Origin of the sequence: Pseudomonas sp. P116 (genome assembly GCF_020149425.1) — a bacterium.
In the GTDB taxonomy this organism is placed as follows: domain Bacteria; phylum Pseudomonadota; class Gammaproteobacteria; order Pseudomonadales; family Pseudomonadaceae; genus Aquipseudomonas; species Aquipseudomonas anatoliensis.
In genome coordinates, this window is sequence record NZ_JACVHB010000003.1 from 813,258 (window position 1) to 840,186 (window position 26,929).

The 26,929-nt window shown below is 58.7% G+C and carries 30 protein-coding genes; 11 read left to right on the top strand and 19 right to left on the bottom strand.

The features are described from left to right. The first annotated feature begins 91 nt into the window (after positions 1–91). Positions 92–394 carry a hypothetical protein gene (locus ICA15_RS14170; RefSeq protein ID WP_150617015.1) on the top strand — a complete coding sequence of 101 codons (303 nt, stop codon included), beginning with the start codon at positions 92–94 and terminating at the stop codon, positions 392–394. Positions 395–516: 122 nt separating this feature from the next. On the opposite strand, the gene ICA15_RS14175 is transcribed toward ICA15_RS14170, so the two are convergent. The 4 genes from ICA15_RS14175 to ICA15_RS14190 form a co-directional block, all read right to left on the bottom strand. After that, complete coding sequence (locus ICA15_RS14175; RefSeq protein ID WP_150617016.1) at positions 517–1,080, bottom strand: hypothetical protein; 564 nt, start codon at positions 1,078–1,080, stop codon at positions 517–519. 278 nt (positions 1,081–1,358) lie between these two features. Further along, positions 1,359–2,660: a c-type cytochrome gene (locus ICA15_RS14180; protein ID WP_210553225.1), complete on the bottom strand. Its 1,302-nt coding sequence runs from the start codon at positions 2,658–2,660 to the stop codon at positions 1,359–1,361. Between the two features lie 12 nt (positions 2,661–2,672). Further along, positions 2,673–4,457: a GMC family oxidoreductase gene (locus ICA15_RS14185; RefSeq protein WP_150605103.1), complete on the bottom strand. Its 1,785-nt coding sequence runs from the start codon at positions 4,455–4,457 to the stop codon at positions 2,673–2,675. Positions 4,458–4,459: 2 nt separating this feature from the next. Then, positions 4,460–5,206, bottom strand: coding sequence for a gluconate 2-dehydrogenase subunit 3 family protein (locus ICA15_RS14190; protein WP_210553224.1), 747 nt, complete (start codon positions 5,204–5,206; stop codon positions 4,460–4,462). Positions 5,207–5,513: 307 nt separating this feature from the next. On the opposite strand from ICA15_RS14190, the gene ICA15_RS14195 reads away from it, so the two are divergent. Then, positions 5,514–6,158, top strand: coding sequence for a tyrosine-protein phosphatase (locus tag ICA15_RS14195; protein ID WP_210553223.1), 645 nt, complete (start codon positions 5,514–5,516; stop codon positions 6,156–6,158). On the opposite strand, the gene ICA15_RS14200 is transcribed toward ICA15_RS14195, so the two are convergent. From ICA15_RS14200 to prlC, 3 genes are all read right to left on the bottom strand, one after another. Next, complete coding sequence (locus tag ICA15_RS14200) at positions 6,145–8,196, bottom strand: M3 family metallopeptidase (RefSeq protein WP_210553222.1); 2,052 nt, start codon at positions 8,194–8,196, stop codon at positions 6,145–6,147. The genes ICA15_RS14195 and ICA15_RS14200 overlap by 14 nt on opposite strands. 112 nt (positions 8,197–8,308) lie before the next feature. Next, a complete protein-coding gene (locus tag ICA15_RS14205) occupies positions 8,309–8,599 on the bottom strand; it encodes a YheV family putative zinc ribbon protein (protein ID WP_115147877.1) in 291 nt (96 codons plus the stop codon). Then, a complete protein-coding gene (prlC, locus tag ICA15_RS14210; protein ID WP_224450882.1) occupies positions 8,596–10,647 on the bottom strand; it encodes an oligopeptidase A in 2,052 nt (683 codons plus the stop codon). Before prlC ends, ICA15_RS14205 begins: the two co-directional genes overlap by 4 nt. A gap of 89 nt (positions 10,648–10,736) precedes the next feature. On the opposite strand from prlC, the gene ICA15_RS14215 reads away from it, so the two are divergent. Continuing rightward, a complete protein-coding gene (locus tag ICA15_RS14215; RefSeq protein WP_150605108.1) occupies positions 10,737–11,282 on the top strand; it encodes a gamma carbonic anhydrase family protein in 546 nt (181 codons plus the stop codon). Between the two features lie 28 nt (positions 11,283–11,310). Then, a complete protein-coding gene (locus tag ICA15_RS14220) occupies positions 11,311–11,961 on the top strand; it encodes an HAD family hydrolase (RefSeq protein WP_210553220.1) in 651 nt (216 codons plus the stop codon). 117 nt (positions 11,962–12,078) lie between these two features. Here ICA15_RS14220 and ICA15_RS14225 read toward each other — a convergent pair whose 3' ends face one another. Further along, positions 12,079–13,155, bottom strand: a complete 1,077-nt coding sequence (locus tag ICA15_RS14225) for an aminopeptidase (RefSeq protein WP_210553219.1) — start codon at positions 13,153–13,155, stop codon at positions 12,079–12,081. Between the two features lie 59 nt (positions 13,156–13,214). Here ICA15_RS14225 and ICA15_RS14230 point away from each other — a divergent pair, with 59 nt between their 5' ends. Together ICA15_RS14230 and ICA15_RS14235 are read left to right on the top strand one after the other, a co-directional pair. After that, a complete protein-coding gene (locus ICA15_RS14230; protein WP_210553218.1) occupies positions 13,215–13,637 on the top strand; it encodes a hypothetical protein in 423 nt (140 codons plus the stop codon). Between the two features lie 40 nt (positions 13,638–13,677). Continuing rightward, positions 13,678–14,097, top strand: coding sequence for a hypothetical protein (locus tag ICA15_RS14235; RefSeq protein WP_210553217.1), 420 nt, complete (start codon positions 13,678–13,680; stop codon positions 14,095–14,097). A gap of 6 nt (positions 14,098–14,103) precedes the next feature. Here ICA15_RS14235 and ICA15_RS14240 read toward each other — a convergent pair whose 3' ends face one another. Further along, the gene (locus ICA15_RS14240) at positions 14,104–14,343 is read right to left on the bottom strand and encodes a DUF1161 domain-containing protein (RefSeq protein WP_150617026.1); all 240 of its coding nucleotides are present in this window, start codon (positions 14,341–14,343) and stop codon (positions 14,104–14,106) included. Between the two features lie 259 nt (positions 14,344–14,602). After that, the gene (locus tag ICA15_RS14245) at positions 14,603–15,034 is read right to left on the bottom strand and encodes an OsmC family protein (RefSeq protein ID WP_042556994.1); all 432 of its coding nucleotides are present in this window, start codon (positions 15,032–15,034) and stop codon (positions 14,603–14,605) included. Between the two features lie 240 nt (positions 15,035–15,274). Here ICA15_RS14245 and ICA15_RS14250 point away from each other — a divergent pair, with 240 nt between their 5' ends. Continuing rightward, positions 15,275–16,276 (top strand): LLM class flavin-dependent oxidoreductase, encoded by a 1,002-nt coding sequence (locus ICA15_RS14250; protein WP_150617027.1) that lies wholly within the window; start codon positions 15,275–15,277, stop codon positions 16,274–16,276. A 172-nt stretch (positions 16,277–16,448) separates the two neighbouring features. Here the strand turns inward: ICA15_RS14250 and ICA15_RS14255 are convergent, their stop codons facing one another. Both ICA15_RS14255 and ICA15_RS14260 read right to left on the bottom strand, forming a co-directional pair. Beyond that, positions 16,449–16,673, bottom strand: a complete 225-nt coding sequence (locus tag ICA15_RS14255) for a DUF1161 domain-containing protein (protein WP_150605115.1) — start codon at positions 16,671–16,673, stop codon at positions 16,449–16,451. A 128-nt stretch (positions 16,674–16,801) separates the two neighbouring features. Then, positions 16,802–17,017, bottom strand: coding sequence for a dodecin (locus ICA15_RS14260; RefSeq protein ID WP_042556997.1), 216 nt, complete (start codon positions 17,015–17,017; stop codon positions 16,802–16,804). A gap of 157 nt (positions 17,018–17,174) precedes the next feature. Here ICA15_RS14260 and ICA15_RS14265 point away from each other — a divergent pair, with 157 nt between their 5' ends. Further along, a complete protein-coding gene (locus tag ICA15_RS14265; protein ID WP_042556998.1) occupies positions 17,175–17,501 on the top strand; it encodes a YqjD family protein in 327 nt (108 codons plus the stop codon). On the opposite strand, the gene ICA15_RS14270 is transcribed toward ICA15_RS14265, so the two are convergent. After that, complete coding sequence (locus ICA15_RS14270) at positions 17,474–18,391, bottom strand: LysR family transcriptional regulator (protein ID WP_210553216.1); 918 nt, start codon at positions 18,389–18,391, stop codon at positions 17,474–17,476. The genes ICA15_RS14265 and ICA15_RS14270 overlap by 28 nt on opposite strands. Positions 18,392–18,511: 120 nt before the next feature. Between ICA15_RS14270 and trpB the strand changes: the two genes are divergently transcribed. From trpB to ICA15_RS14285, 3 genes are all read left to right on the top strand, one after another. Then, a complete protein-coding gene (gene trpB / locus ICA15_RS14275; RefSeq protein WP_150617029.1) occupies positions 18,512–19,744 on the top strand; it encodes a tryptophan synthase subunit beta in 1,233 nt (410 codons plus the stop codon). Continuing rightward, complete coding sequence (trpA, locus tag ICA15_RS14280) at positions 19,744–20,556, top strand: tryptophan synthase subunit alpha (RefSeq protein ID WP_150605119.1); 813 nt, start codon at positions 19,744–19,746, stop codon at positions 20,554–20,556. The genes trpB and trpA overlap by 1 nt, the downstream gene beginning before the upstream one ends. A 122-nt stretch (positions 20,557–20,678) precedes the next feature. Continuing rightward, positions 20,679–21,122: an anti-virulence regulator CigR family protein gene (locus ICA15_RS14285; RefSeq protein WP_150605120.1), complete on the top strand. Its 444-nt coding sequence runs from the start codon at positions 20,679–20,681 to the stop codon at positions 21,120–21,122. A gap of 205 nt (positions 21,123–21,327) precedes the next feature. Here ICA15_RS14285 and ICA15_RS14290 read toward each other — a convergent pair whose 3' ends face one another. The 6 genes from ICA15_RS14290 to ICA15_RS14315 form a co-directional block, all read right to left on the bottom strand. After that, positions 21,328–23,289 carry a DUF4105 domain-containing protein gene (locus ICA15_RS14290; protein ID WP_210553215.1) on the bottom strand — a complete coding sequence of 654 codons (1,962 nt, stop codon included), beginning with the start codon at positions 23,287–23,289 and terminating at the stop codon, positions 21,328–21,330. Further along, a complete protein-coding gene (locus tag ICA15_RS14295; RefSeq protein ID WP_042557003.1) occupies positions 23,286–23,606 on the bottom strand; it encodes a DUF2388 domain-containing protein in 321 nt (106 codons plus the stop codon). The genes ICA15_RS14290 and ICA15_RS14295 overlap by 4 nt, the downstream gene beginning before the upstream one ends. Positions 23,607–23,648: 42 nt before the next feature. After that, complete coding sequence (locus ICA15_RS14300; RefSeq protein WP_150605122.1) at positions 23,649–23,957, bottom strand: DUF2388 domain-containing protein; 309 nt, start codon at positions 23,955–23,957, stop codon at positions 23,649–23,651. Between the two features lie 106 nt (positions 23,958–24,063). Beyond that, positions 24,064–24,381, bottom strand: a complete 318-nt coding sequence (locus ICA15_RS14305; protein WP_210553214.1) for a DUF2388 domain-containing protein — start codon at positions 24,379–24,381, stop codon at positions 24,064–24,066. Between the two features lie 377 nt (positions 24,382–24,758). Next, positions 24,759–24,974: a DUF1127 domain-containing protein gene (locus tag ICA15_RS14310; protein WP_009041553.1), complete on the bottom strand. Its 216-nt coding sequence runs from the start codon at positions 24,972–24,974 to the stop codon at positions 24,759–24,761. 322 nt (positions 24,975–25,296) lie between these two features. After that, complete coding sequence (locus tag ICA15_RS14315; RefSeq protein ID WP_210553213.1) at positions 25,297–26,790, bottom strand: acetyl-CoA hydrolase/transferase family protein; 1,494 nt, start codon at positions 26,788–26,790, stop codon at positions 25,297–25,299. Positions 26,791–26,929: the final 139 nt, after the last annotated feature.

Below are 26,929 nucleotides of genomic sequence, written 5' to 3' on the forward strand. Positions count from 1 at the left end.
CATATGTGTCGTTGTGAAGAAAAGTTATCAAATATAGTCTTAAAAACTTGCAGGCATTGAGGCCTGTTTATTTATTTAAAGGATTTGATTTATGTCGTTTCTCAATCAGCGTGGCGTTTTTCTACAGATGATGCCGCCGAGCCAGTCTGAGCCCAACACTATTGTTTCGTTGCAACTCGCCCGCAAGGAACTGGGCTGGAATGCCGAGGAAGAATTATCGACCGAGGCATTGGTCGATTCGATTTACGTCATCGCCGTGTCCAGTGATGGCGGCAAGTCGTTCACCATCCGCACGGACAAGAAAGATGTCGACGGCGACGGTGATGTTGATAGTGATGACAAGGCCAAGCTGGAGGCTTTGGCCAAGGCTTATGTGAGTATCGTCAATCCGTAACAGAAAGTTTTACTGCGTTTTTATCGGCGCAGAAAAAGCCCTGCATAGATGATTTATGCAGGGCTATATCATTGCCAGTCATTCCTTTCGGTTACCCGGCTAACGCGAGTCGCGCAACGGGTTTATCCAGCGAAGCCTCTCATTGAAACAAACGAATTCGCGATATTGACGAAAATCAATTTGTCATTGGCATCAGAATCTTCATCACCGTCAGCATCGATGTTGAATTTGCCGTCGCCCTCCAATGTATCCTCCACTTTATAAAAACCTGTGGCATTGATCTTTAACTTCACGTTAGCGTCAGGCTGGGACAGATTGCTATTCGAAACTTTAAACAGATCAATACTCACGTATGTCGGTTTAGCCGTTTTCGATTCGCTGTCGGACGATATAAGGATACAGCTGTACAGGCGACCGTTGCCCACAGTGCTCAAGCCTGCCAACTTCGAGGCAAGACTCGCCGCGACAGTGTAGGTGTCCGTGTCAAATTCATCGACCCCGTCATTTCCCTCGACATCATCCACCCCTTCAGCGCGGTCGTACTCTCCGCGGTCGTTGACGAAGGTGGTTACAACTACATCAGGCTCGAGATTACTTGCATAGCCATTGTTATAACGGGAAATTACAGCTTCTTGTCTGCCATCTGTATTAGTGTCCTTGAACTCAACCACGACTGAATAGCTCATGTGATTTGCTCCATGCCTGCGCAATATCGAAATTTGAATCGCGTCAATCGGACAGTAAGTCAGACGGCAAATAACGGCTACTGTCAGAGTTGACAGGTGTATGTATTCACAGTTGTGTCTATCGGAACGTGGAAAGCTTATATCGGCTGTTCGGATATACACCCTGTCAGGTCTGACAGTAGACGAGGTTTTTTCCCGGGTTTTAATGTTCAGAGATGGATGCCCGCTGATCCAGCACAGAAATTCATGCTGTATCAGCGGGCCAGGCACTGCAGCAGTCAGTTATGCGTGGTGACCTGTCCCAGATCATCCCCGGACGTTGTCTGCATATCATTCTTACGCAGGTTGGCGACATCGGTAGCCTGCACCGGTGCGCCTTTATTACCCCAACTACCCCGAATAAAGCTCACCACATCCGCGACTTCCTGATCCGATAACCGCCAGGCAAAACCAGGCATGGTAAAAGTTGAAGGCGCGGTGTGCGTCGCCGGCAATGTACCGCCCTTGAGCACGATGTGGATCAGCGAGGTCGGGTCTTCCGATTGCAGCACCGGGTTGCCCGCCAGCGCCGGGAACACACGGGTGTAGCCGTGGCCGTCGGTGCGATGGCACGCTGCGCAGTTGTCGATGTACACCGACGCACCGCGTTGGCTGTCGTCGCCGTTCCACAGGGCTTTGGCGACTGTCGCGTCGTATTGGTGTGGCTGATCGTTCGGATCATTGGCCGGCAACGACTTGAGGTAGCGCGCAATCGCGGTCAGGTCGGCGTCGGTCATGTATTGCATGCTGTGGGTGACCACGTCGCTCATGCCGCCGAACACGGCGCTGCGATCACTGCGGCCGGTCTTGAGGAATTGCACCAGTTGCTCCTCGCTCCAGCCGCCGAGACCATCCTTGTGATCGCCACGCAAACTCTTGGCGATCCAGCCTTCCAGCGGCGCACTGCCAGCCAGAAATTGGCTGCCATCGGCCGCACTCAGGGATTTTTCCTGCATGGTCAGGGCACGTGGCGTATGGCAGGCGCCGCAATGTCCTAGGCCTTCGACCAGATACGCCCCACGGTCAATCACCGGATCGTCCGACGTCGCCTTGTAGTCCTCGACCTTCGGCGCAAACATCCAGCGCCAGCCCATCAGCGGCCAACGCATGCTCAACGGCCATGGAATGTCGCTGGCCTTGTTCTCTTGCGCGACGGGTTCCACGCCGTGCATGAAGTACGCGTACAACGCTTTCATGTCGGTTTCGCTGACACGGGCGTAGGACGGATACGGCATCGCCGGGTACAACGTACTACCGTTTTTGGCGACGCCATGACGCACAGCCTGATCAAAGTCCTCGAAGCTGTAATCACCCACGCCGGTTTTATCCGGGGTGATATTGGTCGAGTAGATCGTGCCGATCGGCGTTTCCATTGGCAGGCCCCCGGCGAACGGCTTGCCGTTTTTCGCGGTGTGGCATGCCACGCAGTCACCGGCGCGGGACAGATATTCACCCTGTTTGATCAAGGATTGATCGACTTCAGCCGCTTGCAAAGCAGCACTGCCGAGCAGGGCCAGGGACGCGATAACAAAATTCTTCATGGTCATCGCTCCTTAAGCCTGAACCAGCGGGCCGGGGTTTTTCAGGTATTGCTCGCGGATCGCCTTCGCCGACCAATAGGTCAACGCAGCGACCAGGCCGGTCGGGTTGTAGCCCAGTCCTTGCGGGAATGCCGAGGCGCCCGGCACGAAGACGTTGTGCACATCCCAGCTCTGCAGGTAACGGTTCAACGCGCTCTTCTTCGGATCGGTGCCCATGATCGCGCCACCGTTGAGGTGGGTGGTCTGGTACGACGCGGTGTTGAAGTGGTCGCCGACTTTCTTGCCGATCACCGCAATGGCTTTCGGGCCCATCGCTTCGGCGACCTTGCCCATTTTCTCGACCATGAAGCGGTTCATCTTGATGTCGTTTTCCTGCCAGTCGAAGGTCATGCGCAGCAGCGGCAAGCCGTAGGCATCGCGGTACACCGGATCGAGATCGAGGTAGTTACCTCTGTAGGATTGATGCGCGCCGTGGGCGTCCATCGACACCTGGTGGGTGTAGTAATCGGCGGTCGCGCGTTTCCAGGCGCTGCCCCAGGCTGGCGTGCCCGGCGGGTTCGAGGTGCCCGCAATCGGTCGGCTACCGGCCTGGTTGACCCACATCGGCGAGCCGCCGACGAAGCCGTGCGGGCCGTGGTCGAAGTTGTCGGCGTTGAAATCATCCAGCGCCACACCGTTGCCGCCGGCCCCGATGAAGTTGTTGGTGTGCGTGTCCTTGTCGAAGAACGCCTTGATCGTCGCCATGTTCTGGTAAGCGAAGTTGCGCCCGACCACGCCTTCGCCGCTGATCGGGTCGTACGGCTTGCCTATACCGGAGAGCAGCATCAGTCGCACGTTGTGCAACTGGAACGCGCCGAGTATCACCAGATCCGCCGGTTGCTCGATCTCCCGGCCTTGCGCGTCGATGTAGGTGACGCCAGTGGCTTTGGTTTTGCTGCTGTCGAGATTGACCCGCAGCACATGGGCGTTGGCCCGCAGCTCGAAATTCGGCAACGGTTTGAGCGCCGGCAGAATGTTCACGTTCGGCGAGGCTTTGGAATACATGTAGCAAACGTAACCGCTGCAAAATCCGCAGAAGTTGCACGGACCCATCTGCGCGCCGTAGGGATTGGTGTAAGGCCCTGAAGTATTTGCCGAAGGCAGGTTGTAGGGTTTGTAACCGACTTCTGTAGCCGCTTTGCCGAACAGCTGTGCGGAAACCGTGTTCTTCTGCGCTTCCAGCGGGAAGTGGTTCGAACGATCCGGTGCGTAGGGGTTGCCACCCTTGCCCTGTCCGACCAGTTGACCTTTCACCGTCCAGGCCTGGCCCGAGGTACCGAAGACTTTTTCGGCGTAATCGAAAAACGGCTCCAGCTCTTCATAGCTGACGCCGAAGTCCTGGATGGTCATGTCTTTGGGGATGAAGCTTTTGCCGTAGCGTTCTTCGTAGTGGCTGCGCATACGCAGCTCGATCGGATCGACGCGAAAGTGCACGCCCGACCAGTGCAGCCCGGCGCCACCAACGCCATTGCCCGGCAGGAACGCACCCAACTGGCGGTTCGGCAGGGCGATGTCGTTGACGCTGTGGCGAATGGTGACGGTCTCTTTGGAGATGTCCTGAAAGAGTTTTTTCCGAACGCTGTAGGTGAGTTCGTCGATCACCTGCGGATAGTTGCCGTCGGGGTAAGTGTCCTGCATCGGCCCGCGCTCCAGCGCCAGCACATTCAGACCCGCTTCGGTCAGTTCCTTGGCCATGATTGCACCGGTCCAGCCAAAACCGACGATCACTGCGTCGACCTTCTTCATTACGGTTGCCATGCTTACGCCCTCTCGCCGCGAATCGAAACTGCCGGGAAGGGGTATTGCTCGTTGCGTTCCACCCAATCCATGAAATCGGCGCGGGCGCCGGGGAAGCCGATCATGGTCCAGCCGACCATGCCTTTGTTGCCGCCGTGGATCGGGTCGCAGAAGAACCCTTCCTTGGTGTTTTGCAGCAGCAGATTGAAGAAAATCTTCGCCGGAACGCTATCGAACTGCGGTTTGCCGGCTTCCAGTTGCTTGAGCAAATCGTCTCGGGTAGCGCTGTCTTGCTCGGCAAATGTTTTACCGTTGAGGGCTTTTGTCCACTGATCCGTGGCGGTGATGCCAAGGCGATAGATCTCTTTGGGCACCAGTTTGCTCTGCCAGCCCATCTCCGGCGCCGCTTCAGCGTTGAACGGGCCCTGCATGTACCAAAGGGCTCCGGCAGCGTAGGGCGTGTTCATCTGACGATCGATGTATTCCGGCACACCGGCTTCGATCGCGCCTGGGCCTTGAGCATCGGCGGGAATCAATTGCGCCACGGCGGCATTGATGAACGCCCATTCTTCAGCGGTGAAATAGCTCGGCTGATAAACGCCAGCGTCAGCGCGAGCCGGTTGCGCCACGGGCGTTGCCGGGGCGGCTTCAGGCGCGGCTTGCAGGACACTGCTGCCCAGACCGGTGCCGGCCAGGGTGACCACCGGAATCAGGGTCAGGGATTTGCGTAAAAACTCACGCCGCGGGTTGTCTCGATTCTCATCAGACATTGGGGTGCACCTCATCAGGCATCAAGATTGGGCAGCCGTTTCTGCGAACGGCTTGAGGATTTGTTGTCGCGACGTGGCCGGTTTGACCCGTAAAAGGGGGACGCGTCTGCAACAAGATGTGACAAATGGTAGCAGGCTAAGCATCTGGATGAATCGATAAAGCGCAAAAAAGACTGGAATTGCGCGGTGGGATTTAAAGAAAAAACCCGATTCACGTTTCTTTGACAACCGGCTCACGGGGCTTTGACCGGCAAATCGTGAAGCTGTGGCTCCCGTTACTGAACAATCCCGATACGGTTAATCCAGCATGTCCCGAGTGCGCTTTTTTCCTGCTTTGTGTGTATCCCTGGTAGCTCTGTTGCACTGGGTCCCGGCCAAGGCGGGTGACACCGCAACTGCCCGCCACACCGAGTGGGCGCAACCGGTTGAAGTGCAATACAACCTGTTCCAGATGTCGCCAACGCTGTATCGCAGCGCATTGCCCGACGACGGCGCGGTGCCATTGCTGAAGAATCTCAAGGTGGCCACGATGATCAACTTCTTGCCCGAGGCCGATGGCAACTGGCTGAACGACCCCGGCATCACTCAAGTGCAACTGCCGTATCGCACCAACCACGTCGACGACAGCGATGTGCTCAAGACCCTGCGTGCCATACAGACCGCCGAGGCCAGCGGCCCGGTGCTGATGCATTGCAAACACGGCTCTGATCGCACCGGGTTGATGGCGGCGATGTACCGCGTAGTGGTGCAGGGCTGGAGCAAAGAGGACGCCCTGAGCGAGATGACCCAAGGCGGATTTGGTGAAAGCGGGCACTATCGCGACAGCGTTCGCTATGTGATGCAGGCCGATGTCGACAAGTTGCGTACCGCGCTGGCCAACGGCGATTGCAGCACCAGCGCGTTCGCCACCTGCTCGATGAAGAGCTGGTTTCAGACGGTCAATCTGAAGTGAGTGGCGCCCTGACTGGTTGCGGGTGCAGGAATTGCTCATCGACCGGCTGGCCGAGGAAGCTCTCAAGCGCGATCAGTAACGAGCGTGAGTCTCCGGGGGCAAAGAATGTTTCGCGAAAATCCCGGCCGGTCTGCGGGTCGAACACCCCCGCGCGTTCAAACCGCTTGAACACTTCGGTGGCCATTGCGCCGGACCATTTGTAGGCATAGACCGATGCCTCGTAACCGGTTACCAGATAATCAAAACCGTAGGCAAAACGGTGCAGACCCGACATGCGCAATTGAGGCATCTCACGCTGCACGTCCTCAAACACCTGCTCAATGCCGCGGCCATCGCCGTAACAACGATGTAATTGCAGATCGAGCATCGCCGACATCAGCAGCATGGCCGTTGTCCGGCTGGTGTAGGCAGTCAGGGCTGTGAGTGCGCGGTTCACTTGAGCGTGCGTCAAGCGTTCGCCCGTTTCGTAATGCGCTGCCAGCCACACCAGAAACTCCGGCGACATGCACCAATGTTCGAATAACTCCCCGGCGAATTCGGCGCTATCACGTCCCAGTTGGGAAATCCCCGACAAGTTATGGTTGGGCGAGCGCGTCAGAACATGGTGCAAACAATGGCCGAACTCATGAACCAGTACTCGCAGATTTATATGAGAAAGCAGGCACGGATGTTCGGGGGTGGCAGTCGGGAAGTTGCTGTACAGGATGATTATTGGCAGCGCAGGCCTTCCCTCGGCATTGATCCGGCGCACGCGCAGGACCGAAGTCCAGGCGAAATCGTCGGTGCCTTGGCGGCGGTAAGGATCCACGTAGATATGGCCGATGACCTGCCCATGCTCGCTGATTTCCAGGAGTTGTACGTCCTCATGCCAATGGCTGATCGTGGTCTGTTCGACGATGGTGATCCCGAACAGGTGTTCGCAGAATCGACACAGCCGCCGCAACGTTTCATCCAGCGCAAAGTACCGACGCAAGCCCCTGGTCGCCCCGTCCGATTGCTCGACGCGTAGTTGTTCGGCGAGAAACTCTTCATCCCACGCCTGAATGTCCGTGATCCCCAGTGTGCGGGCGAATGCTTTCAGAGCGTGTGCATCACGTTCCAGGGCTGGCGTATTCGACGCGATCTGTTGCCGCAAGAAAGCATCGACTTGCTCCGCGGAAGTGGCAATGCGGGTTTCGAGGCAAAGCTGGACGAAGTTCTCGAAGCCTGACAATTCGGCTTTTTTGTGGCGCAAGGCGAGCAACTCTTTCAGTACCGGACCGTTGTCGAGTTTGTCAGCTTGTGGGTCCAGATCGGACGCGCGGTTGTTCCAGGCAGTGAAATATTCTTCGCGCAGCGCCCGGTCTTGCGCATGGCGCATGATTTGCCCGCAGGTATTGAGATCCAGCGTGAGTAGCCAACCGTGATGTCCCGCCTGCCTGGCATTGCGGGCCAGGCGTGCCTGCATCTCCTCAGGCAGCCCCCGGAGTTGCGTGACGTCGTCGATGCGCTTGCTCCAGGCAGCATTGGCGCGTTCCAGATTGCTCAGAAACCGTTGTTCCAGAGCTTTTATCTCGCGATTAATACGGGCAAGTTCTTGCTGTTGTACGGGCGGCAGGTCGAGGCCGGACAAGCGAAATGCGCGCAAAATCTTCGCCAGCGAGGCTTTGCGCTGATCATCGAAACTGGCGGCAACCGAACTCTGCGCCAGGCGTTGATAGGTACGGTACAACTCGAGATTGGCGGTCTTGTCGGCAATGTACTGGCCTGCAGCGAGACTGCACAACGCGCTTTCCTTGAGCCAGTCGGCGTCGGCGGATTTGACCTTCGAGAGCGTTTCGATAACGCCTAGCGCTTCACCCAGCCGCGCATCTGCCTCGTCGATGGCCACCACCAGATCGTCCCAATTCGGCTGTTCGGTCTGGCTGGCAATCACTTGGGCAATAATCTGGCGATTCTCGGCAACGATCGTATTGATCGCCGGCACCAGATGTTCGGCACGTATTGCCGACCACGGCGGCAGTGTCCAGTGTTGCAAAAGCGGATTGGTGTCGGGCATGACGTCTTCCTTGAGGGTTGGCTTAAAGGGGCCAGCCTAAGCAGGAAGCGCAGGAGAAGGGCGGTACATAGTTACCACCTTCCACCGCTGATCGGTGGAAGGTGGTACTGACTCAATGTTGCTCGTCAGGCTTTTTCGCAAGTTTCGGATTAGGGAAAAACTGCACCGCCTGGACTTTCTTGTCCGCTGGTGGTTTGAGCGCGCTGGTGTTGACCCGCGTACCCAGCTCTTTTGGAACCGACAGCCCTTGCTCGTTCAGCGTGTCGGAGTAACCGCAGGCCACGCATTCGCGGTGGGGCACGGTGTCCTCGTTCCACATCATCAGTTTGTCCGGCTCGCTGCACGCCGGGCAGACGGCCCCGGCGATGAAGCGTTTTTTGGTGATCACAGGACCCTCACTCATGCTGCCGCGTCCTCACTCAGGCCGCTGTGGCGCAACAGTGCGTCAATCGATGGCTCACGACCACGGAAGTCGACGAACAGCACCATCGGCGCTTGCGAGCCGCCGCGCGCCAGAATCGCTTCGCGGAAGGCGCGACCGGTTTCAGCGTTGAGCACACCGTCTTCTTCGAACTTCGAGAATGCATCGGCCGACAGCACCTCAGCCCACTTGTAGCTGTAGTAACCCGCCGCGTAACCGCCGGCGAAGATGTGCGCGAAGCTGTTGGGGAAGCGGTTGTAGGCCGGAGGACGCATCACCGACACCTCGTCACGTACGCCTTCAAGCACTTGCAGCGGGCTGCGGCCGTCGCCGTGAGTGGCATGCAGTTCGAAGTCGAACAGCGAGAATTCCAGCTGACGGACCATCATCAGACCGGACTGGAAGTTTTTCGCCGCGAGCATTTTTTCCAGCAGGTCCTGTGGCAGCGCCTCGCCGGTTTCGTAGTGCCCGGAAATCAGCGCGAGACCTTCCGGCTCCCAGCACCAGTTTTCCATGAACTGGCTCGGCAGCTCGACTGCGTCCCACGCCACACCGTTGATGCCCGACACGCCGGCATGCTCGACGCGGGTCAGCAGGTGATGCAGGCCGTGGCCGAATTCGTGGAACAGCGTGGTCACTTCATCGTGGGTCAGCAGAGCAGGCTTGCCGCTGTCGGCCGGGGTGAAGTTGCACACCAGATTGGCGACTGGGCTTTGCAGCACGCCGTCGACAGTGCGGCGACGATCGCGGGCGCCGTCCATCCAGGCACCGCCACGCTTGTTGGCGCGGGCATACAGATCGAAGAAGAAGCGGCCGACGTGTTGGCCGTTTTCCTTGATTTCGAACAGGCGAACGTCCGGGTGCCAGGTGTCGAAGCCTTTCTGCTCGGCGATCTCGATGCCGTACAGACGCTGGACGATGGCGAACAGACCGCCGAGCACCTTGTCGATCGGGAAGTAGGCGCGCAGGGTTTCCTGGGCGACGCTGTAGCGTTGTTCGCGAAGTTTTTCGCCGTAGAAACCCACGTCCCAGCTTTGCAGATCAGCGCAACCTTGCTCGGCGGCGTAGGCGCGCAGTTGTTGCAGATCCTGGGCGGCGAACGGCTTGCTGCGTTTGGCCAGATCGCGCAGGAAGCTCAGCACCTGATCGCTGGAGTCGGCCATTTTGGTCGCCAGGCTCAGTTCGGAGAAACTGGCGAAGCCCAAGAGTTTTGCCAGCTCCTGACGCAGGTCGAGAATTTCTTCCATCACCGGGCCGTTGTCGTTCTGACCGGCGTTCGGGCCTTGATCCGAGGCGCGGGTGCAGTAGGCGGCGTAGACTTCTTCGCGCAGCGCACGGTCCTGGGCGTAAGTCATCACCGCGTAGTAGCTCGGGAATTCCAGGGTGATCAGCCAGCCATCAAGGTCTTTGGCCTGAGCGGCGGCAGCCATTTGCGCCTTGGCCGAATCGGTCAGTCCGGCGAGGGTGGCTTCGTCGCTGACGTGTTTGGTCCACGCTTGGGTGGCGTCGAGCAATTGGTTGGAGAAGCGGCTGCCCAGCTCGGACAGCTTGCTCTGCACTTCGGCGTAGCGCTTCTGTTCAGCTTCCGGCAGGTCGATACCCGACAGACGGAAGTCACGCAGGGCATGTTCCAGGATGGTTTTCTGCGCGACGTCGAAACCGGCGGCTTCCGGGCAGTTGGCCAGCGCTTCAAAAGCCTGGAACAGTTCGCGGTTCTGACCCATCTCGGTGGAGTAGGCGCTCAATGCTGGCAGGCACGACTCGTACGCTTCACGCAGTTCGGCGCTGTTGCACACGGCGTTGAGGTGGCTGACCGGGCTCCAGGCAGCGCCAAGACGATCATTGAGTTCGTCCATCGCCAACACCAGGCCGGCCCAGGTAGGGTTCTGGCCTTGGGTTTTGAGGATCTCGGCGATGGCTGCGCGGTTGTCGGCCAGAATGGTTTCGATGGCTGGCAGGACGTGTTCGGCACGGATCGTGGAGAACGGCGGCAGGTCGTAGGACTGCAGAAGAGGGTTGTTCACGCTCACGGTTGGCACCTTGGCTGGAAGAAACATGCGCCCATCTTAATTACAATCGACACTCACCGCAGCTATCGGCGACAGAGAGAGAACTAATCGTGTCCCTTCGCAAGTATCAGAATCACACCCCGCGCTTGAGCAAAGGCGCATTTGTCGACAGCTCTGCGGTGGTGATCGGCGACGTCGAAATCGGCGAAGACAGCTCCGTCTGGCCACTGACCGTGATCCGCGGCGACATGCACCGCATCCGTATAGGTGCGCGCACCAGCGTGCAGGATGGCTGCGTGCTGCACATTACTCACGCCGGCCCGTTCAACCCCGATGGCTTCCCGTTGTTGATCGGCGACGACGTGACCATCGCCCACAAAGTCATGCTGCATGGCTGCACCGTCGGCAGCCGCGTGTTGATCGGCATGGGCAGCATCGTCATGGACGGCGCGGTGGTCGAAGACGACGTGATCATCGGCGCCGGCAGCCTGGTACCGCCAGGCAAGCGTCTGCAGAGCGGCTTTCTCTATGTGGGTAGCCCGGTGAAACAGGTCCGGGCGCTCACCGACAAGGAAAACGCCTTCTTCACCTACAGCGCAGCGAACTACGTGAAGCTCAAGGATCTGCATCTGGCCGAAGGCTACGACCAGATCTGATTCGTCTTACACCTGCTCAGGATTTCTCATGCATTACCAGACCGTACTGTTCGACCTCGATGGCACCCTGACCGACCCGCGTGAGGGCATCACCCGTTCCATCCAGTTCGCTCTCGCCAAGCTCGGCATCGACGAGCCGGATCTGAGCAAACTCGAACACTTCATCGGCCCGCCGCTGTTGCAGGCATTCATGCAGTTTTATGACTTTGATGAAGCCAAGGCGTGGGAAGCGGTGAATTTCTATCGTGAGCGCTTCAAGGTTACCGGGCTCTACGAAAACCGCGTGTTCGAGGGCGTTACGCCGCTGCTGGAAACCCTCAGTGGCCAAGGGCGGCAGCTGTATATCGCGACGTCCAAACCTTGGGTGTTTGCCCGGGAAATTGCCCGGCACTTCGACTTCGCGCGGCACTTCAAGGTGATTTACGGCAGTGAACTGGATGGCACGCGGACCAACAAGGTTGAGCTGATTGCGCATTTGGTCGCCGAAGAAGGACTGGACCCGACGAACACCTTGATGATCGGCGATCGCAAGCACGATCTGATTGGCGCGCGCAGCAATGGGATCGACGCGGTGGCGGTGGGTTATGGGTTTGGCAGTTTCGAAGAGTTGAATGCCGAGGCGCCGGCTTATCACTTTGAAACGCTGGCCGAGTTGCATCAGGCATTTTTGCAGCGCTGATGAGTCAGCTATCGCGAGCAGGCTCACTCCTACATGTTGACCGAGCTCCGTCAGATGAATGCGCTGAACTTGTAGGAGTGAGCCTGCTCGCGATGAGGCCTGTCGGCCACCCAAGATCTATGAGTCTGCCAAAGCTTTCAGCGCCGCTTTGCGCTCCCCGACAGGCAAACCCCCTAACTGCTCGACTTCAGCATAAAACCTCAGCCAATCCCCCCCAACCTGCCGGAACAACGCCGCAAACGCCGGCACCCATTGGTCATACAGCCCGAATGGCAGCAGCCGCGCATTGTTCAGCGGCGTATTCACCCAGGCGTCATAACGCTTGTCGCCGGCCCACTGAATGTCGCGCATCACCCGATAATCCCGACGAAACTGCTCGAACTCCGCCGCTTTGCGCTCGCGCATCTGCTCAATCGGCAATGGCTGGGCATAGAGCTTTTCCAACCGCGAACGCGTATCAAGTACCAACGCGATGAACTGATCACGCTGCTTGAGTCTTGAGTGGGTATCCGCCGGCAAACCCCGAAACGCCCGCCACTGCCGGGTGCCTTCTTGCTCGACAAACGTGGCAAACGACTCGTTGAACTCAGTGTCGTCCTTTACATAGAACTGCTGATGCGCCAGTTCATGGAAGATCAGCGTGGCCAGACGTTCGTCGCCCCAGCCCATCATCGAATTGAGGATCGGGTCGTTGAACCAGCCCAGCGTCGAATAAGCCTCAACACCGCCAATCGACACGTCCATGCCCTGCAGCCGCTGAATTGCCGCTTCGCCCCGCGCCGCGCTCTGGCTGTAATAACCGCGATAGGCCACGCACCCGGCAATCGGGAAGCAGTGGTTTTGCGGGGTCAGGGAAAACTCTGTGGTGGCGAACACATTCCACACCACGAAAGGCCGGCCGATGTCGGCGTACAGGCGATAACTCTGGTTGTCCGGCAGGTGCAGCTGTTCGCTGGCGAACGCTCGGGCCTGCTGCGATTGGGCCAGGTGCGTGCGCAGTTTCGCATCGCGGCTCGGGTCGGCGATCACCTGCGCTACCGGTTCACGGGCCCGCAGCAATTGCAGCTGACCGCTGGCCAGTTGGCTGTAATAGCTGACGCTTGCACAACCGTTGAGCAACAAAAGCATCACACCCGGAAACAAAATCCGAAAAACGCGATCAAGTAACCGATGGCTTGGAAGCGGCCTGATCAAAATAAGAAACCCCCTGGAAAGTCTGCCCGCAAGACTATCCCGCCCATTGGAGCTTCGCTATGCGCATGTTGATGCTGACAGGAGGCCTGCTGACGCTGGCCGGTTGTGCCGGATTCGGAATGCCCGATCCTGACCCTTCGCAAGCCTGGATCGATCTCGATGCCCGGCAGCAGGACACGGCGCTACAGGCGCTGCAAGTCGATAGCACGGTTACCGTCGACAAACGTTACTTCGAGGTGCAGCCCGGCAGTCATGAACTGAAGGTGCGTTATCAATTCCCGGTCGAGGCGACCAATATCGGCCCGAACGCCGAGCCGCTCTGGCGTGATTGCCAGTTGAGCGTGAAATTCAAAGACTTCAACGCCGGTCAGCGTTATCAGTTGCAGGCCGGCAGCATCGGTTTCCGCCCGTGGGCGAAACTCTATGACGAGCAGCGCAAAGTCGTCGGGCAGGGTACGCCGGCGGGCTGTCAGAAGACCTGATCGGCGCTATGCTGGCGGTTCTATCCAATGGACATTGATCATGCGCAGGTTGACGCTGTTGCTTGCTGCAAGTGTGGTTGCCGGCTGCCAGACCCCGATGCCGGCGGCCGATCCGACCAAGGCCTGGGTCGACTTTGCCATGCCCACCCCCGGCGGCAAGGTGTTGATGGCCGAACGGCTGGACAAGCAAAGGATGACCGACGGACGATTTTTCCAGGTCACGCCGGGCAGCCACGAGCTGACGGTGCGCTTTGATTTCGAGATATTCGGTGGCGGTCAGGGCATGGACACCGATCCGCAGGAGCGGCTGTGTTACATGACCATTCGTTACGATCATTTCGAAGCCGGGCAACGCTATCGGCTGGAGGCACGGTCGCTGGCCTTCACGCCAAGCGCCCGGTTGATCAATCGCCAGGGGCAGATCGTTGCCGAAGAACGCCAAGTCAATTGCGTGCCTTGAGCGATCTCAGTCGCCGTTCTTTTGATAGACGATTGCTTTCGTGCCGTTTTCACATGAACCCACGACCATGGCGATGTCATGCTTCGCGGCCTCTTCCTTGCTGACGATTTCCAGCGTGTAGGACGGCACGGCCTTAGCCTGAATCTTGACCTCAATCTCTTTCCTGAGCTCTTCGCAGTCTTTGGGTGCGGCAAGAACCGACGTGGCCAGTGCACTGCAGAGAATCGCCAAGCCAATACGTTTCATCAGTGAAGCTCCTTGAGGCAGCGCGCACGGGTGTGCGCTGAAGCTGCTGTCACGTATACGACCACATTTTTGAAACGCGAGTTCTGACTTTGCTCACAACTTGTATTTTCGGTTCAAGATTTTTGGTGAAGCTCAATTGGCTCACGCGAGCAGGCTCACTCCTACAGGGGATCTCCGTTGTTCACAATTGTTGTGTCCGCTGGAGATCAAATGTAGGAGTGAGCCTGCTCGCGATGGCGTCAGCCCGGTAAACGCTTACTCAACTGACCAGCGAAGCCTCAAGTGTGATCTTCGCATTCAACACCTTGGACACCGGGCATCCTTCCTTGGCCTTGTTGCTCAGTTCTTCAAACTGCTCTTGGGTCGCGCCCGGAATTTTCGCCTTGAGAATCAGCTTCACCGCAGAGATCGCGAAACCGCCCTCAACCTGATCGAGCGTGACTTCAGCCTGGGTGTCGATGCTGTCGGCTTTGAGGCCGGCATCGCCGAGAATCATCGAAAATGCCATGGAGAAACAGCCGGCATGCGCTGCGCCGATCAGTTCTTCCGGGTTGGTGCCTTTGCCGCCCTCGAAGCGCGCCTTGAAGCCGTAGGGTGCTTCTCTGAGGACGCCGGTTTCGGTGGAAATCGAGCCGATGCCGGTTTTCAGATCACCTTCCCAATGTGCGGATGCTTTCTTCACGATAGCCATATCTGCCTCCTCAAGATCTGGCGCGGGACGCCGCGCCTTCGTGGTTTTTACTTGCAAGGCTTCTGAGGATAGACGTCGGGACAAAGTTCAGCCTGTCTGAATCGTTGACTTTTTTAGTAGGATTTTTCGTTCTGCTATTGAATCTCGGGTATATGCCCTCATTGCATAAAACACGCTTATGGATTCGGCAGGTTTTCGTTTGCAAGAAGAACCTGCCTCCTCACTCGGAGACGCAGGTTTATGAAGCAACTGTCCGACGTAAAATTTTCCACCCTCGATCTGGTGCCAGTTCGCGAGAACGGCAGCCCGGCGCAGTCGCTGCGCAATTCCCTGGACCTGGCGCAGCACGCCGAGAAATTCGGCTACACGCGGTTCTGGGTGGCTGAACACCACAACATGGACGGCATCGCCAGTTCCGCCACCTCGGTGCTGCTCGGTTATCTGGCCGGCGGTACCTCGACCATCCGCGTCGGATCTGGCGGGGTCATGCTGCCCAACCATGCGCCGCTGGTGATCGCCGAACAGTTCGGCACGCTGGAAAGTCTGTATCCCGGACGTATCGATCTCGGACTGGGCCGGGCGCCGGGTTCCGATCAAATGACCGCCCGCGCACTGCGTCGTGAGCGTTCCGGCAGTGCTGACGACTTCCCGGAAGATGTTGCCGAGCTGGCGCGTTATCTCGGCCCGCGCACCCCGGATCAACGGGTAATCGCCATGCCCGGCACCGGCACCAATGTGCCGATCTGGCTGCTCGGTTCCAGCCTGTTCAGCGCGCAACTGGCCGGTGAGCGCGGTTTGCCCTACGCCTTCGCCTCGCATTTCGCCCCGCGCTTCATGCACGAGGCCATCCGCGTCTACCGCAATCACTTCAAGCCGTCGGCGGTGCTCGACAAGCCGTACGTCATGCTCGGTGTGCCGCTGGTAGCGGCGGACACTGATGAACAAGCCGATTACCTGGCGACTTCGGTGTACCAGCGAATCCTCGCGCTGATGCGTGGACAAAGCCTGGTGCAGCGCCCACCGGTGGATACCATGGACGGCCTGTGGCTGCCCCATGAACGTGAAGCGGTGGGGGATTTCCTCGGTCTGGCGATGGTTGGCGGTCCGGCGAAAATCCGCGCGAAACTGGAGGTGCTGATTGAGCAAACCCAGGCGGATGAGCTGATCTTTACCTCTGACTTGTATGAACATGCCGATCGCGTGCGTTCGTACGAGTTGCTGGCGCAGGTGATGAAGGGCTAACTGAATCTCGCCCCGCTCAAAACGTGTAGGAGCTGGGGCACGCTGCGATCTTTTGATCTGGATCTTAAAAACAGGATCAAAAGATCGCAGCGTGCCGCAGCTACTACATTGAAAAATGGTTGCCCACAAAAAAGCCGACGCATTCGCGTCGGCTTTTGCATTTCAGGCGCGATCAACCGCGTTTGTAGACGATTTCCTTGGTGCCACCTTCACAGCTGCCGACGACATCGCCGCCAGCCGCGGCACCCTTCTCGACGATCTCCAGCGAATACCCGGAAACGCCCTTGGCATCCAGCTTCGCCGCAATTTCGGCCTTCAGATCTTCACAAGGCTTGCCGGCAGCAAACGCACCACCCGCAAGGCTCAACAAACCTACTGCCAACATGAACTTCTTCATCGGTCGCACTCCCTGGTCGGATTAAAAGAGGCGGGCATCGGGTCATCCACCCGATGCGCCTACCCTGTAGCGCTTTGCCATTCCTATGGCACTCGGCCAGCGCGCAAGTTCAGAAGCGTAGACCAAACTCAGCTGCTGGCGATGCGGAACCCGACTTTCAGTGTCACCTGAAAGTGCGCAGCTTTACCGTCCTTGATGTGGCCGCGGGTCTCGGTCACTTCAAACCACTCCAGATGCTTGATGCTCTTGTTGGCTTCGGCCAACGCATTATTGATGGCGTCTTCGATGCTGGTTGGGGACGAGCCGACCAGCTCGACTTTCTTGTACGTGTGATGGTCAGTCATGGTGATCTCCTTGGGATGTGGAATTGAGACTAGCAGTGAATTTGCACTGTTGATTTCGGCGGCTTTGCGCAAGCGAAGTTCAGAATTTCTGCACTTTCTCAATCCGCTGAAGTCCCAACCAACACACGCCACTCATCACCAATGCAGGAGAGCCACCATGGCCAACACCTCTTTACGTAAAGCCTCATTGCAAAGCATGGAAGCGGAGATCGAGAGTCTGCTCAAGTCGTTGGAAGGCCTGAAGGACGACGCTTCCGACGAGTCGCGCAAGACCCTCAAGGCGCTGAAGAGCAATGCCGAAAGTGCGCTGAAACATTCGCGTCACCTGCTCAGCGATGCCTACGAAGAAGTCAAAGTGAAAACCCGCGAGACCGGGATCGCCACCCGTGATTACGCGCAGGAACATCCATGGACCACCGCCGGTGTTGCGGTGGGTGCCTTGGGTCTACTGGCCGCTTACTTGCTGTTCAAGCGCGGCGAGTGATCCGGCTGGCGCAGCTCTTGTTTGAGCCATTGCGCCAGTTGCCGGGCGCGCCCATCCGCGGCGCGCTTGGGTAGCCACAACGCCAGTTGCGCCGGGGTTTCACAGAACCCCCACGGCGCAACCAGGCGCCCGGCCTTCAAGTCTTCAGTAACCAGCGGCTCCGGCGCGATAGCCACCCCAAGGCCCGCCACTGCGGCTTCCAGCAAATAATACAAATGCTCAAAACCTTGCCCGAGCTTCAACGCGTTGGCGTCGAGGTGATTCTGCTGTGCCCAGCTCGGCCAGGCTTGCGGCCGCGATGTCGTGTGCAGCAAGGGCTCGTCGAGCAGCGCTGAGGCGGGCGCTGTTTGCAGGCGTTGATACCCGATGAACAGCGGGCTCATGACGGGGCCAATGCGTTCTGCAGTCAGCTCGTAAACCTGCATGTCTGCGGGCCAGGGTGGTTCTGCGAACAGCAGCAACGCGTCCAGCCCCGGTCGCCTGGGATCGAGATCGCCTTCACCCGCCGACAAATGCAGGCGCAAATCCGGCAGATCGGCATTGAGCCTTCCCAATCGCGGGATGAACCAGCGAGCCAGCAGACTTCCCGAGCAGCCGAGCACGAACGGCGCATCGGCTGTACTTTGCGTCAGCTCGGCACAAACACTGCGCAAGCGATCAAACGCCTCGCCGCTGGCATCGCGTAAACGCACACCGGCATCTGTGAGTTTCAAGCCGCGCCCATCCTTGACGAACAGGCTGACGCCAAGGTGTTCTTCAAGCACCTTGAGCTGGCGGCTGACCGCGCCATGGGTAACGTGCAGTTGTTCGGCGGCCTGGCTGACGCTGTTCAGCCGGGCAGTGGCTTCGAAGGCGCGCAAGGCGTTGAGCGGGGGAAGGTCATGGCTCATGGTATCTGTGAGTTTTCCTGACAGGTTGCAGCGATCTTATCGGTTTTCAGCATAGAAGGTCAGGGGTAGAGTGGGCGTCATTGTCTTCTCACGTAATTCCCGATTCTGCTGGAGCAAACCATGACCCAGACTTCGAACACTTCCGATCTGCGTAACGGCCCTGACGCCAACGGCCTGTTTGGCTCGTTCGGTGGCCGCTACGTGGCTGAAACCCTGATGCCGTTGATCCTCGATCTGGCCCGCGAATACGAAACGGCGAAGGAAGATCCTGCATTTAAAGAAGAATTGGCCTACTTCCAGCGCGACTACGTCGGACGTCCGAGTCCGCTGTATTACGCCGAGCGTCTGACCGAGTTCTGCGGTGGCGCCAAGATCTACCTCAAGCGCGAAGAGCTGAACCACACCGGCGCGCACAAGATCAACAACTGCATCGGCCAGATTCTGCTGGCGCGGCGCATGGGCAAAAAACGCATCATCGCCGAGACCGGCGCTGGCATGCACGGCGTGGCGACTGCCACCGTGGCCGCGCGTTTCGGTCTGGATTGCGTGATCTACATGGGCACCACCGACATCGAACGCCAACAGGCGAACGTGTTTCGCATGAAGTTGCTGGGCGCCGAGGTGATCCCGGTAGTGGCCGGCACTGGCACCCTGAAAGATGCGATGAACGAAGCGCTGCGTGACTGGGTGACCAACGTCGACAGCACCTTCTACCTGATCGGCACCGTGGCTGGCCCGCACCCGTATCCAGCGATGGTTCGCGACTTCCAGGCCGTGATCGGCAAGGAAACCCGAGACCAGTTGCAAGCCCAGGAAGGGCGTCTGCCGGACAGTCTGGTGGCGTGTATCGGCGGCGGTTCCAACGCCATGGGCCTGTTCCACCCGTTCCTTGATGACAAGAGCGTTGAGATTATCGGTGTTGAAGCGGCCGGTTACGGCATCGAAACCGGCAAGCACGCGGCCAGCCTGAATGGCGGCGTACCAGGTGTGTTGCACGGCAATCGTACTTTCCTGTTGCAGGACGACGATGGCCAGATCATCGACGCTCACTCGATTTCCGCCGGCCTCGATTACCCGGGTATCGGCCCGGAACACGCCTGGTTGCATGACATCGGCCGCGTCCAGTACACCTCGGTGACCGACGACGAAGCCCTTGATGCATTCCACAAATGCTGCCGCCTGGAAGGGATCATTCCTGCTCTGGAAAGCGCCCACGCGCTGGCCGAAGTATTCAAACGCGCACCGACCCTGCCGAAGGATCACCTGATGGTGGTCAACCTTTCAGGCCGTGGCGACAAAGACATGCAAACCGTTATGCACCATATGGAACAGTCCAAGCAGGAGAAACACTGATGAGCCGCCTGCAAACCCGTTTTGCCGAACTCAAACAACAGAATCGCGCCGCGCTGGTGACCTTCGTCACCGCCGGTGATCCGGATTACGACACTTCGCTGGCGATTCTCAAAGGTTTGCCGAAAGCTGGCGCCGACGTGATTGAATTGGGCATGCCGTTCACCGATCCGATGGCTGACGGCCCGGCGATTCAACTGGCGAATATCCGTGCGTTGGGCGCCAAGCAGAATCTGCTGAAAACCCTGCAAATGGTCCGCGAGTTCCGCGAAGACAACAGCGATACACCGCTGGTGCTGATGGGCTACTACAACCCGATCCACAAGTTTGGTGTCGAGCGTTTCATTGCTGAGGCCAAAGAGGCTGGCGTTGACGGCCTGATCGTTGTCGACATGCCGCCGGAGCACAACGAAGAACTGTGCGACCCGGCGCAGGCTGCCGGTCTGGACTTCATCCGTCTGACCACGCCGACCACCGACGACGCGCGTCTGCCGAAGGTTCTCAACGGCAGTTCCGGTTTTGTTTACTACGTGTCGGTTGCCGGTGTCACCGGTGCCGGTGCGGCGACGCTGGAGCACGTCGAAGAGGCGGTCACTCGTCTGCGCCGCCACACCGATCTGCCGATCAGCATTGGTTTCGGAATCCGTACGCCGGAGCAGGCCGCTGCGATCGCGCGTCTGGCTGACGGTGTTGTGGTGGGCTCGGCACTGATCGATCACATCGCCAATGCTGCGACACCTGATCAGGCCATCGACGGCGTGTTGAGCTTGTGTTCGGCGCTGGCAGAAGGCGTGCGTAAGGCTCGCGTAAGCTGAGGGTAAAGTTCCTGATACAGAGGAATTAGCGCCTCGCGGCACAGACTAATTCAGCAAGATCGAGGGCTTCAGGACTACGTTCTGAAGCCCTTTTTGCTGTCAGTGCAGTGAGGAAAGACCCGATGAAAATGCCGAAACGTCTGATAGCCGGATTGGGCGTGCTGATGATCAGCGCGACGCCGCTGCTGGCCAGCGCCGATCAACGTAATGATCACGACCGTGGCGGTCCGCAGCAGGGCCAACACGACAATCGCGGTGACGATCACCGTGGCCCGCAGAACGACCACCGTGGCGGTCCGCCGCCGCGTGACTTCGGCCCGGTGCGCCAGACCATCCGCGACAATCATGGCTACTTCGTGCGCGGTGCGCCGCCACCGCCGGGTATTCATCTGGAACGCGGCCGGCCGTTGCCGCATGGCTACTACGGCGAGAGACTGGATAATCGCGCGTTGGGACATCTGCCGTATTACCAAGGCTACGAATGGCGCCGGGCCGGTGGCGATATTGTGCTGATCGCGGTGGGTACCGGGATCATTTATGAAATTCTAGATGGAGTTTTGTATTGAGCTGATATGAAATTCTGGATGGGGTTTTGTATTGAGCTGACACGACCCCTGTGGCGAGGGGATTTATCCCCGATGGGCTGCGCAGCAGCCCCAAACCCGGAAAACGCGATTATGCAGACATAACGTGCTTGCTGGAGTTGCGGCTGCTGCGCAGCCGATCGGGGATAAATCCCCTCGCCACAATGGTTTGGGGGCAGCCTTTACATCAGGGCAGCTCCAGCCCGCCCGAAGCCTTGTGCAATTTGCGCAAATGCTCGCCGATCTGTTTCACGTTGGCTTCGCTGGCGGCAATTTCGGCGGCGCGTTTGGGTTCCAGCAACTTACGCACTTCCTTGTCCAGATCACCGCTGAGTAACAGCAGCTTCTTCTGCCGCTGGCTGCTTTCCGCTTCGAGTCGGCTGAACTCGCTGGGTTGCGGCAAACCGTAGCCTTTCGAATCCAGCAGTTCCGCCGGACGACTGAGGAACCCACTGTTGGCGAGGATTGCCTGCAAGGTCGCATTGGCCTTGTCCATTCCGCCATTCTCCAGTTCCCGCGCACCCAGATACCGCTGTTTGACCTCGTCCTGCGCGAGCAACAACTGGCGACGGAAACTCGCCTGCTCCAGCAGCAACAGTGCGGCGCTGGTGCGCAGGTCGGCGCGGTCGAACCATTCGCGGCGCTCTTCGGCCGACAACGAAAGCCATTCCTCGACGGTGTTCTGTTTGATCGGCAGCTGCTTCTTCAGCACGTCGAACATCGCCTGATAGCGATCGCGGAACGAGTCGAAGCGATAGCCCAGACGCAGCGCTTCTTTTGGATCATCCAGCACGCTGGTATCGGCCAGACCACGGCCCTTGAGCACTTCCAGCAGACCGTTGGGCATGATGCTGTCGAGGCCGGTGAGTTGCGCGTTGTTGCTACCGCTGCGCAACAGTTTCAAGCCTTCCACTGCGCAGTTGTTGGACAGGAAGAAATAGTTGCCGTCATAGCTCCAGTGCATCTCGGCGGCATGTTCGACCACGCCTTCGATTTCGTTGCGTGACAGATTCAGCGGTACCGAGGCGAGGCTGCGCAGTTCGGTCTTGGTGTACTCGTCGATCACCTGCGCCAACGGCAGGACAAATAGCCGCGAAGGGTATTTGCCGACCAGTCCGTCCCAACTCGACAGCTGCACATCCCCCACGAAGGCGCGGTAGGACAGCACCAGATGTTGATCCAGATCGAGCCGGCAATCCGGGCCGCGCGGGCGCCCCGGTGCACAGATCACCAGCCGCAACATGCTGTGACCCCAGCGGCTGACCCAGTTCTGATTGGCCTCGGCCAGTAAGTAATCGACGGCGTAGACACGCTCCGGATCGACTTGTCCCAATGGTTGCTTGGCGAAGTCGTTGCCGGCGTTCAGAAACGCGAAGGTCTTGGCGCAAATGTTCGGGGCAGGTGGCGCCCAGCCGAAGTGATCCTTGTAATAGCGATACAGCGCCGGGCGGCGGCAGGCGTAGCTCGGGTCGAGGAGAAAGTACTCCATGTTGACCGCGACGAACTCCTTGGGACTGGAGATTTCGTAGAGGTCGGGGCTGCGAGCAATCTGTCGATTGTGTTGCTCACGCTCGCCGCGACGGCCGACGTATTGCTGCCAGCCGGCGAGGTCGAGCAATCGCGGGTCATCACTGAGGGTAAAGCGGCGCCCGTTCTGGCCACGGCATTCATCGGGAATGCCGATCAGCCCGGCACTGTTGAAGCGGCGGGTGCAGCGCTGGATCAGCGTGCGCTCGGCGTTTGGCCAGAGGCGCGCGCGGTCATAAATATGGGTGATTTCGTGCAGCACCGTGGCGAGCAGTTCCTGGCGCACCGTGCCGTGGGGGCGATTGGTCTTCTCTTTGGCCGCGCTGCCGTCGGTGAGGCTGGCGAGCAATTTGCGGTTCAGATCGAGTTCGGCGACCAGGGTTGCCTGGCCATAGGCATTGGCGGGCATGTCATCGGTCCAGCCGACATCAATGCGCCGATCCAGCCGCTCGATGAAGCTGGGCGGCAAGGCCTGCATGGCTTCATCGATCAGCGCCTGGCTGGCCTGTTGTTGGGCAGGGCTCAGACCGTCGGTCTTGAGCCGCAATTGCAGGCCGGCGTGGGCGCTGTTGCCAAGCAGCAACAACGCCCCGGCCAGTAGCCAGGCGCCAAGTGACTTCACAGTGCGAGGATGGCTTCGGCGAGAACCTGATCGCTGGCGTCGCGAGCTTCCGGCACGCGAGTGCGCAAGGTGTTGAGGGCGGCTTCCAGGTGCGCGCCACGGATATCACCGTTGCTGGCGACAAAGCTGGCGGCGTCGTCGTGGGCTTCGCGGATGATTTTCGAGTCGCGAATCGACGTGGTGGTATCGGACGTGAAATCGATGGTGCGCTGGGAGGCACGAACGATGATGTTACTGGTGGCTACCAGGGTGTGCGCCTGGGCCAGGTCGGCCAACAAAAACAGGCCAAGGGCGGCAGCAATCAGCGGGCTACGCATGGAACGACTCCGAAGGGCAATGTTAACAAGGGACTGAGATGACTATTGGACGAGAATTGCCTCTGCCAGTTCAAGGTCGCTGACATGAAGTTTCGGCCGGGTTTTACGCAGGTAGTGCAGTGCGGATTCCAGTCGAGCGCCGCGCAATTCACCGTCGCTGGCAACAAACACCGCCGCATCATCGTGGGCGACGAGCAGCAGTTTACGGTCGAACGGCGCGGAAGACACCATGCCGGTCGCCCAGACGCTTACCACGGTGTTTTGCGTGGAGATGTCGAAGGCGTTGGCCGAGGTCGTCCAGCAAGCAGTTAACAATACGGAAGGGATCAGGAATTTTTGAAGAAAAGGCATGGGACTCGGCAACTGTTGGCGAGCCGTAAGGCTAGCGCAACGCCCGGACTAGAGCCAGCGCCGAAATATCGGGACACGACCGGCGTGCCCCGCCATGCCGGACTGCTTAGATAGTCAGAATGGCCTGAGCCAACTGAGCGTCGGTGGCCTGCAGTTGTGGAGCCTGATGACGGATGTGTTCCAGCGCGCTTTCCAGTTTCACGCCGCGGATGTCGCCTTGGCTGGCGACGAAGCTGGCAGCGTCGTCACGGGCAGCGAGCACGATCTTGTCGTCACGGAAGGAAGAGGTGACGTCGGAAGTAGCGTCCGAGGAGGCTTTAAGGGCGCCGACAATCGAGTCGGTGGTCACGATGAAGCTGGTAGCGCTGGCGTTGGCAGCCACGGCCAACAGGGCAGCGGCGCTGAGAATGCGAAGACGGGTCATGGGATAACTCCTGTGGATAAACCGTATAGAGAGGTGGCTCGGTATCTGAGGAGTCAGACGCCATCGGCACAACATTCGCCACGTACTGAATGGATATTAGGCCGGGATCAACACTTCGGACCAGTGTCTGGATAAAAAACATGTAGGAGCTGCCGAAGGCTGCGATCTTTTGATTGTGATTTCAGGATCAAAAGATCGCAGCCTTCGGCAGCTGCTATTAATTGTACTGGTTAATATTCTTGACTAAGAAACTGTACTTGTATTGGTTTTTAAATGTCCAAAACGACAAAACCCGTCGTGGTTTCCCACGACGGGTTTTGTTTTATTCAATTCGGGTTGCTGGCGGTGGGTCTAACGACCAGAGCCAGCGACGCTACTTAGCGCCAGAACGGCTTGCTCAGCTCTTCGTAGCGTTGTGCTTCGCTGATACCGGCGTCAGCCAGCAGACGCGAATCCAGACGGGCCAATTGGTGGCGGCTGGAGATGCGGCGCTGCCACAACATCAGGTTGGCGAGAACGCGCAGAGGCATGGAAGCCTGGGTTTTTGCAGCTTTGTCTTCGAAGAACAGTTCGGAACTGAGTGTACGTTCCATGGTTGACATCCTTCCGCTTGTGGCGGGATCAGGTAGTGGTTTGACTGGTGCCCATGATCCTCTCGTTTGCCTAGTCTCACTAGATACAGTTCAACTGTATTGTGAGTGACCAGTTAACTGTTTATAGAGGGTGTACGGGTCGAAATTGGGCAAACTGTACCTGTCCGCACTTAAGTGGTGCGTTTGTGCAGATTTCGGAAGGAAGTGTAGGTATTTACTGTAGGAAAAGACCGGTACAGCAGTACAGTTTTTGACGGTATCCAGAATCTCAGGGATGCCGTCGACGCAAACTGTGTTTGCGCCAACGGAACATCTGTGCGAATTACGCCGTCAGCATGCGCCCGGTTTCTTCCAGATTGATGTGCCAGCTCAACGCTTCACGCAGGATGTGCGGGGTGTGACCACCGATTGCACAGGCTGCGGTGAAGTAGTCATCCAGCGCCTGCCGAAAGTCCGGGTGCACACAGTTGTCGATGATCACCCGGGCCCGCTCGCGCGGCGCCAGGCCTCGCAGATCCGCCAGACCCACCTCTGTCACCAGAATGTCGACGTCATGTTCAGTGTGGTCAACGTGGCTGACCATCGGCACAACGCTGGAAATCGCGCCGCCCTTGGCGATCGACTTGGTCACGAACACCGCAAGATGCGCGTTACGCGCGAAATCGCCGGAGCCACCGATGCCGTTCATCATCCGCGTGCCGCAGACGTGGGTGGAGTTGACGTTGCCGTAGATGTCGAACTCCAGCGCCGTGTTGATGCCGATGATACCCAGGCGCCGCACGACTTCCGGATGATTGGAAATCTCCTGCGGACGCAGCACCAATTTGTCCTTGTACTTCTCCAGGTTGCCGAACACGTCGGTGTTGCGCCGCTCCGACAGCGTGATCGAGCTGCCCGAAGCGAAGCTCAGCTTGCCGGCATCAATCAGGTCGAACGTCGAATCCTGCAGCACTTCGGAGTACATGGTCAGGTCTTCGAACGGCGAGTCGATCAGGCCGCACATCACCGCGTTGGCGATGTTGCCGATCCCGGCCTGCAGCGGGCCGAGCTTGTTGGTCATGCGCCCGGCGTCGACTTCCTGCTTGAAGAAAGTGATCAAGTGATCGGCGATGGCATTGGTATCGACATCCGGCGACGACACAGTGGACGGCGAGTCCGGCTGCTGGGTGATGACGATCGCGACGATCTTCTCCGGCGGAATCGGGATCGCCGTGCTGCCGATGCGGTCGTCGACCTTCACCAGTGGAATCGGCGTGCGCGTCGGACGATACGTCGGGATATAGATGTCGTGCAGACCTTCGAGGTTGGCGTTATGCGCCAGATTGATCTCGACGATCACCTGTTTGGCGAAAATCGCGAAGCTTGCCGAGTTGCCCACCGAAGTGGTCGGCACGATATGCCCCTGCTCGGTGATGGCCACGGCTTCGATGACGGCGATGTCCGGCAACTTCAGTTGCTGGTTACGCAGTTGCTCGACCGTTTCCGACAAGTGCTGGTCGATGAACATCACTTGCCCGGCGTTGATCGCCTTGCGCAAGGTGCTGTCGACCTGGAACGGCATGCGCCGCGACAGCACGCCGGCTTCGGTCAGTTGCTTGTCGAGGTCGTTGCCCAGGCTGGCGCCGGTCATCAGGCTGATCTTCAGCGGCGTGACCTTTGCCCGCTCGGCCAGTGCATGAGGGACGGCCTTGGCTTCGCCGGCGCGGGTGAAGCCGCTCATGCCGACGGTCATGCCGTCCTCAATCAGAGCAGCTGCGTCGGCGGCGCTCATCACTTTGTCCAACAACGAAGGCAGGCGAATACGGTCACGGTACATGTATTTTTATCTCGGGCAGCGAGTAGCAGGATGCGCAGTCTAGTGAATTTGGCTGGTGCCTGTCCCGCTACCAAGGTCGCAAAAGAGGCGTCTATTGCGCGGGTTTCAAGTAAAACACCGTTACTTGATCTGCAACAAC

Excerpts from the sequence above, each read along its gene's own strand:
- ICA15_RS14170 (WP_150617015.1), top strand. The coding sequence starts at position 92 with ATGTCGTTTCTCAATCAGCGTGGCGTTTTTCTACAGATGATGCCGCCG.
- ICA15_RS14175 (WP_150617016.1), bottom strand. The coding sequence starts at position 1,080 with ATGAGCTATTCAGTCGTGGTTGAGTTCAAGGACACTAATACAGATGGC.
- ICA15_RS14180 (WP_210553225.1), bottom strand. The coding sequence starts at position 2,660 with ATGAAGAATTTTGTTATCGCGTCCCTGGCCCTGCTCGGCAGTGCTGCT.
- ICA15_RS14185 (WP_150605103.1), bottom strand. The coding sequence starts at position 4,457 with ATGGCAACCGTAATGAAGAAGGTCGACGCAGTGATCGTCGGTTTTGGC.
- ICA15_RS14190 (WP_210553224.1), bottom strand. The coding sequence starts at position 5,206 with ATGTCTGATGAGAATCGAGACAACCCGCGGCGTGAGTTTTTACGCAAA.
- ICA15_RS14195 (WP_210553223.1), top strand. The coding sequence starts at position 5,514 with ATGTCCCGAGTGCGCTTTTTTCCTGCTTTGTGTGTATCCCTGGTAGCT.
- ICA15_RS14200 (WP_210553222.1), bottom strand. The coding sequence starts at position 8,196 with ATGCCCGACACCAATCCGCTTTTGCAACACTGGACACTGCCGCCGTGG.
- ICA15_RS14205 (WP_115147877.1), bottom strand. The coding sequence starts at position 8,599 with ATGAGTGAGGGTCCTGTGATCACCAAAAAACGCTTCATCGCCGGGGCC.
- ICA15_RS14220 (WP_210553220.1), top strand. The coding sequence starts at position 11,311 with ATGCATTACCAGACCGTACTGTTCGACCTCGATGGCACCCTGACCGAC.
- ICA15_RS14230 (WP_210553218.1), top strand. The coding sequence starts at position 13,215 with ATGCGCATGTTGATGCTGACAGGAGGCCTGCTGACGCTGGCCGGTTGT.
- ICA15_RS14235 (WP_210553217.1), top strand. The coding sequence starts at position 13,678 with ATGCGCAGGTTGACGCTGTTGCTTGCTGCAAGTGTGGTTGCCGGCTGC.
- ICA15_RS14240 (WP_150617026.1), bottom strand. The coding sequence starts at position 14,343 with ATGAAACGTATTGGCTTGGCGATTCTCTGCAGTGCACTGGCCACGTCG.
- ICA15_RS14245 (WP_042556994.1), bottom strand. The coding sequence starts at position 15,034 with ATGGCTATCGTGAAGAAAGCATCCGCACATTGGGAAGGTGATCTGAAA.
- ICA15_RS14250 (WP_150617027.1), top strand. The coding sequence starts at position 15,275 with ATGAAGCAACTGTCCGACGTAAAATTTTCCACCCTCGATCTGGTGCCA.
- ICA15_RS14255 (WP_150605115.1), bottom strand. The coding sequence starts at position 16,673 with ATGAAGAAGTTCATGTTGGCAGTAGGTTTGTTGAGCCTTGCGGGTGGT.
- ICA15_RS14260 (WP_042556997.1), bottom strand. The coding sequence starts at position 17,017 with ATGACTGACCATCACACGTACAAGAAAGTCGAGCTGGTCGGCTCGTCC.
- ICA15_RS14265 (WP_042556998.1), top strand. The coding sequence starts at position 17,175 with ATGGCCAACACCTCTTTACGTAAAGCCTCATTGCAAAGCATGGAAGCG.
- ICA15_RS14270 (WP_210553216.1), bottom strand. The coding sequence starts at position 18,391 with ATGAGCCATGACCTTCCCCCGCTCAACGCCTTGCGCGCCTTCGAAGCC.
- trpB (WP_150617029.1), top strand. The coding sequence starts at position 18,512 with ATGACCCAGACTTCGAACACTTCCGATCTGCGTAACGGCCCTGACGCC.
- trpA (WP_150605119.1), top strand. The coding sequence starts at position 19,744 with ATGAGCCGCCTGCAAACCCGTTTTGCCGAACTCAAACAACAGAATCGC.
- ICA15_RS14285 (WP_150605120.1), top strand. The coding sequence starts at position 20,679 with ATGAAAATGCCGAAACGTCTGATAGCCGGATTGGGCGTGCTGATGATC.
- ICA15_RS14295 (WP_042557003.1), bottom strand. The coding sequence starts at position 23,606 with ATGCGTAGCCCGCTGATTGCTGCCGCCCTTGGCCTGTTTTTGTTGGCC.
- ICA15_RS14300 (WP_150605122.1), bottom strand. The coding sequence starts at position 23,957 with ATGCCTTTTCTTCAAAAATTCCTGATCCCTTCCGTATTGTTAACTGCT.
- ICA15_RS14305 (WP_210553214.1), bottom strand. The coding sequence starts at position 24,381 with ATGACCCGTCTTCGCATTCTCAGCGCCGCTGCCCTGTTGGCCGTGGCT.
- ICA15_RS14310 (WP_009041553.1), bottom strand. The coding sequence starts at position 24,974 with ATGGAACGTACACTCAGTTCCGAACTGTTCTTCGAAGACAAAGCTGCA.
- ICA15_RS14315 (WP_210553213.1), bottom strand. The coding sequence starts at position 26,790 with ATGTACCGTGACCGTATTCGCCTGCCTTCGTTGTTGGACAAAGTGATG.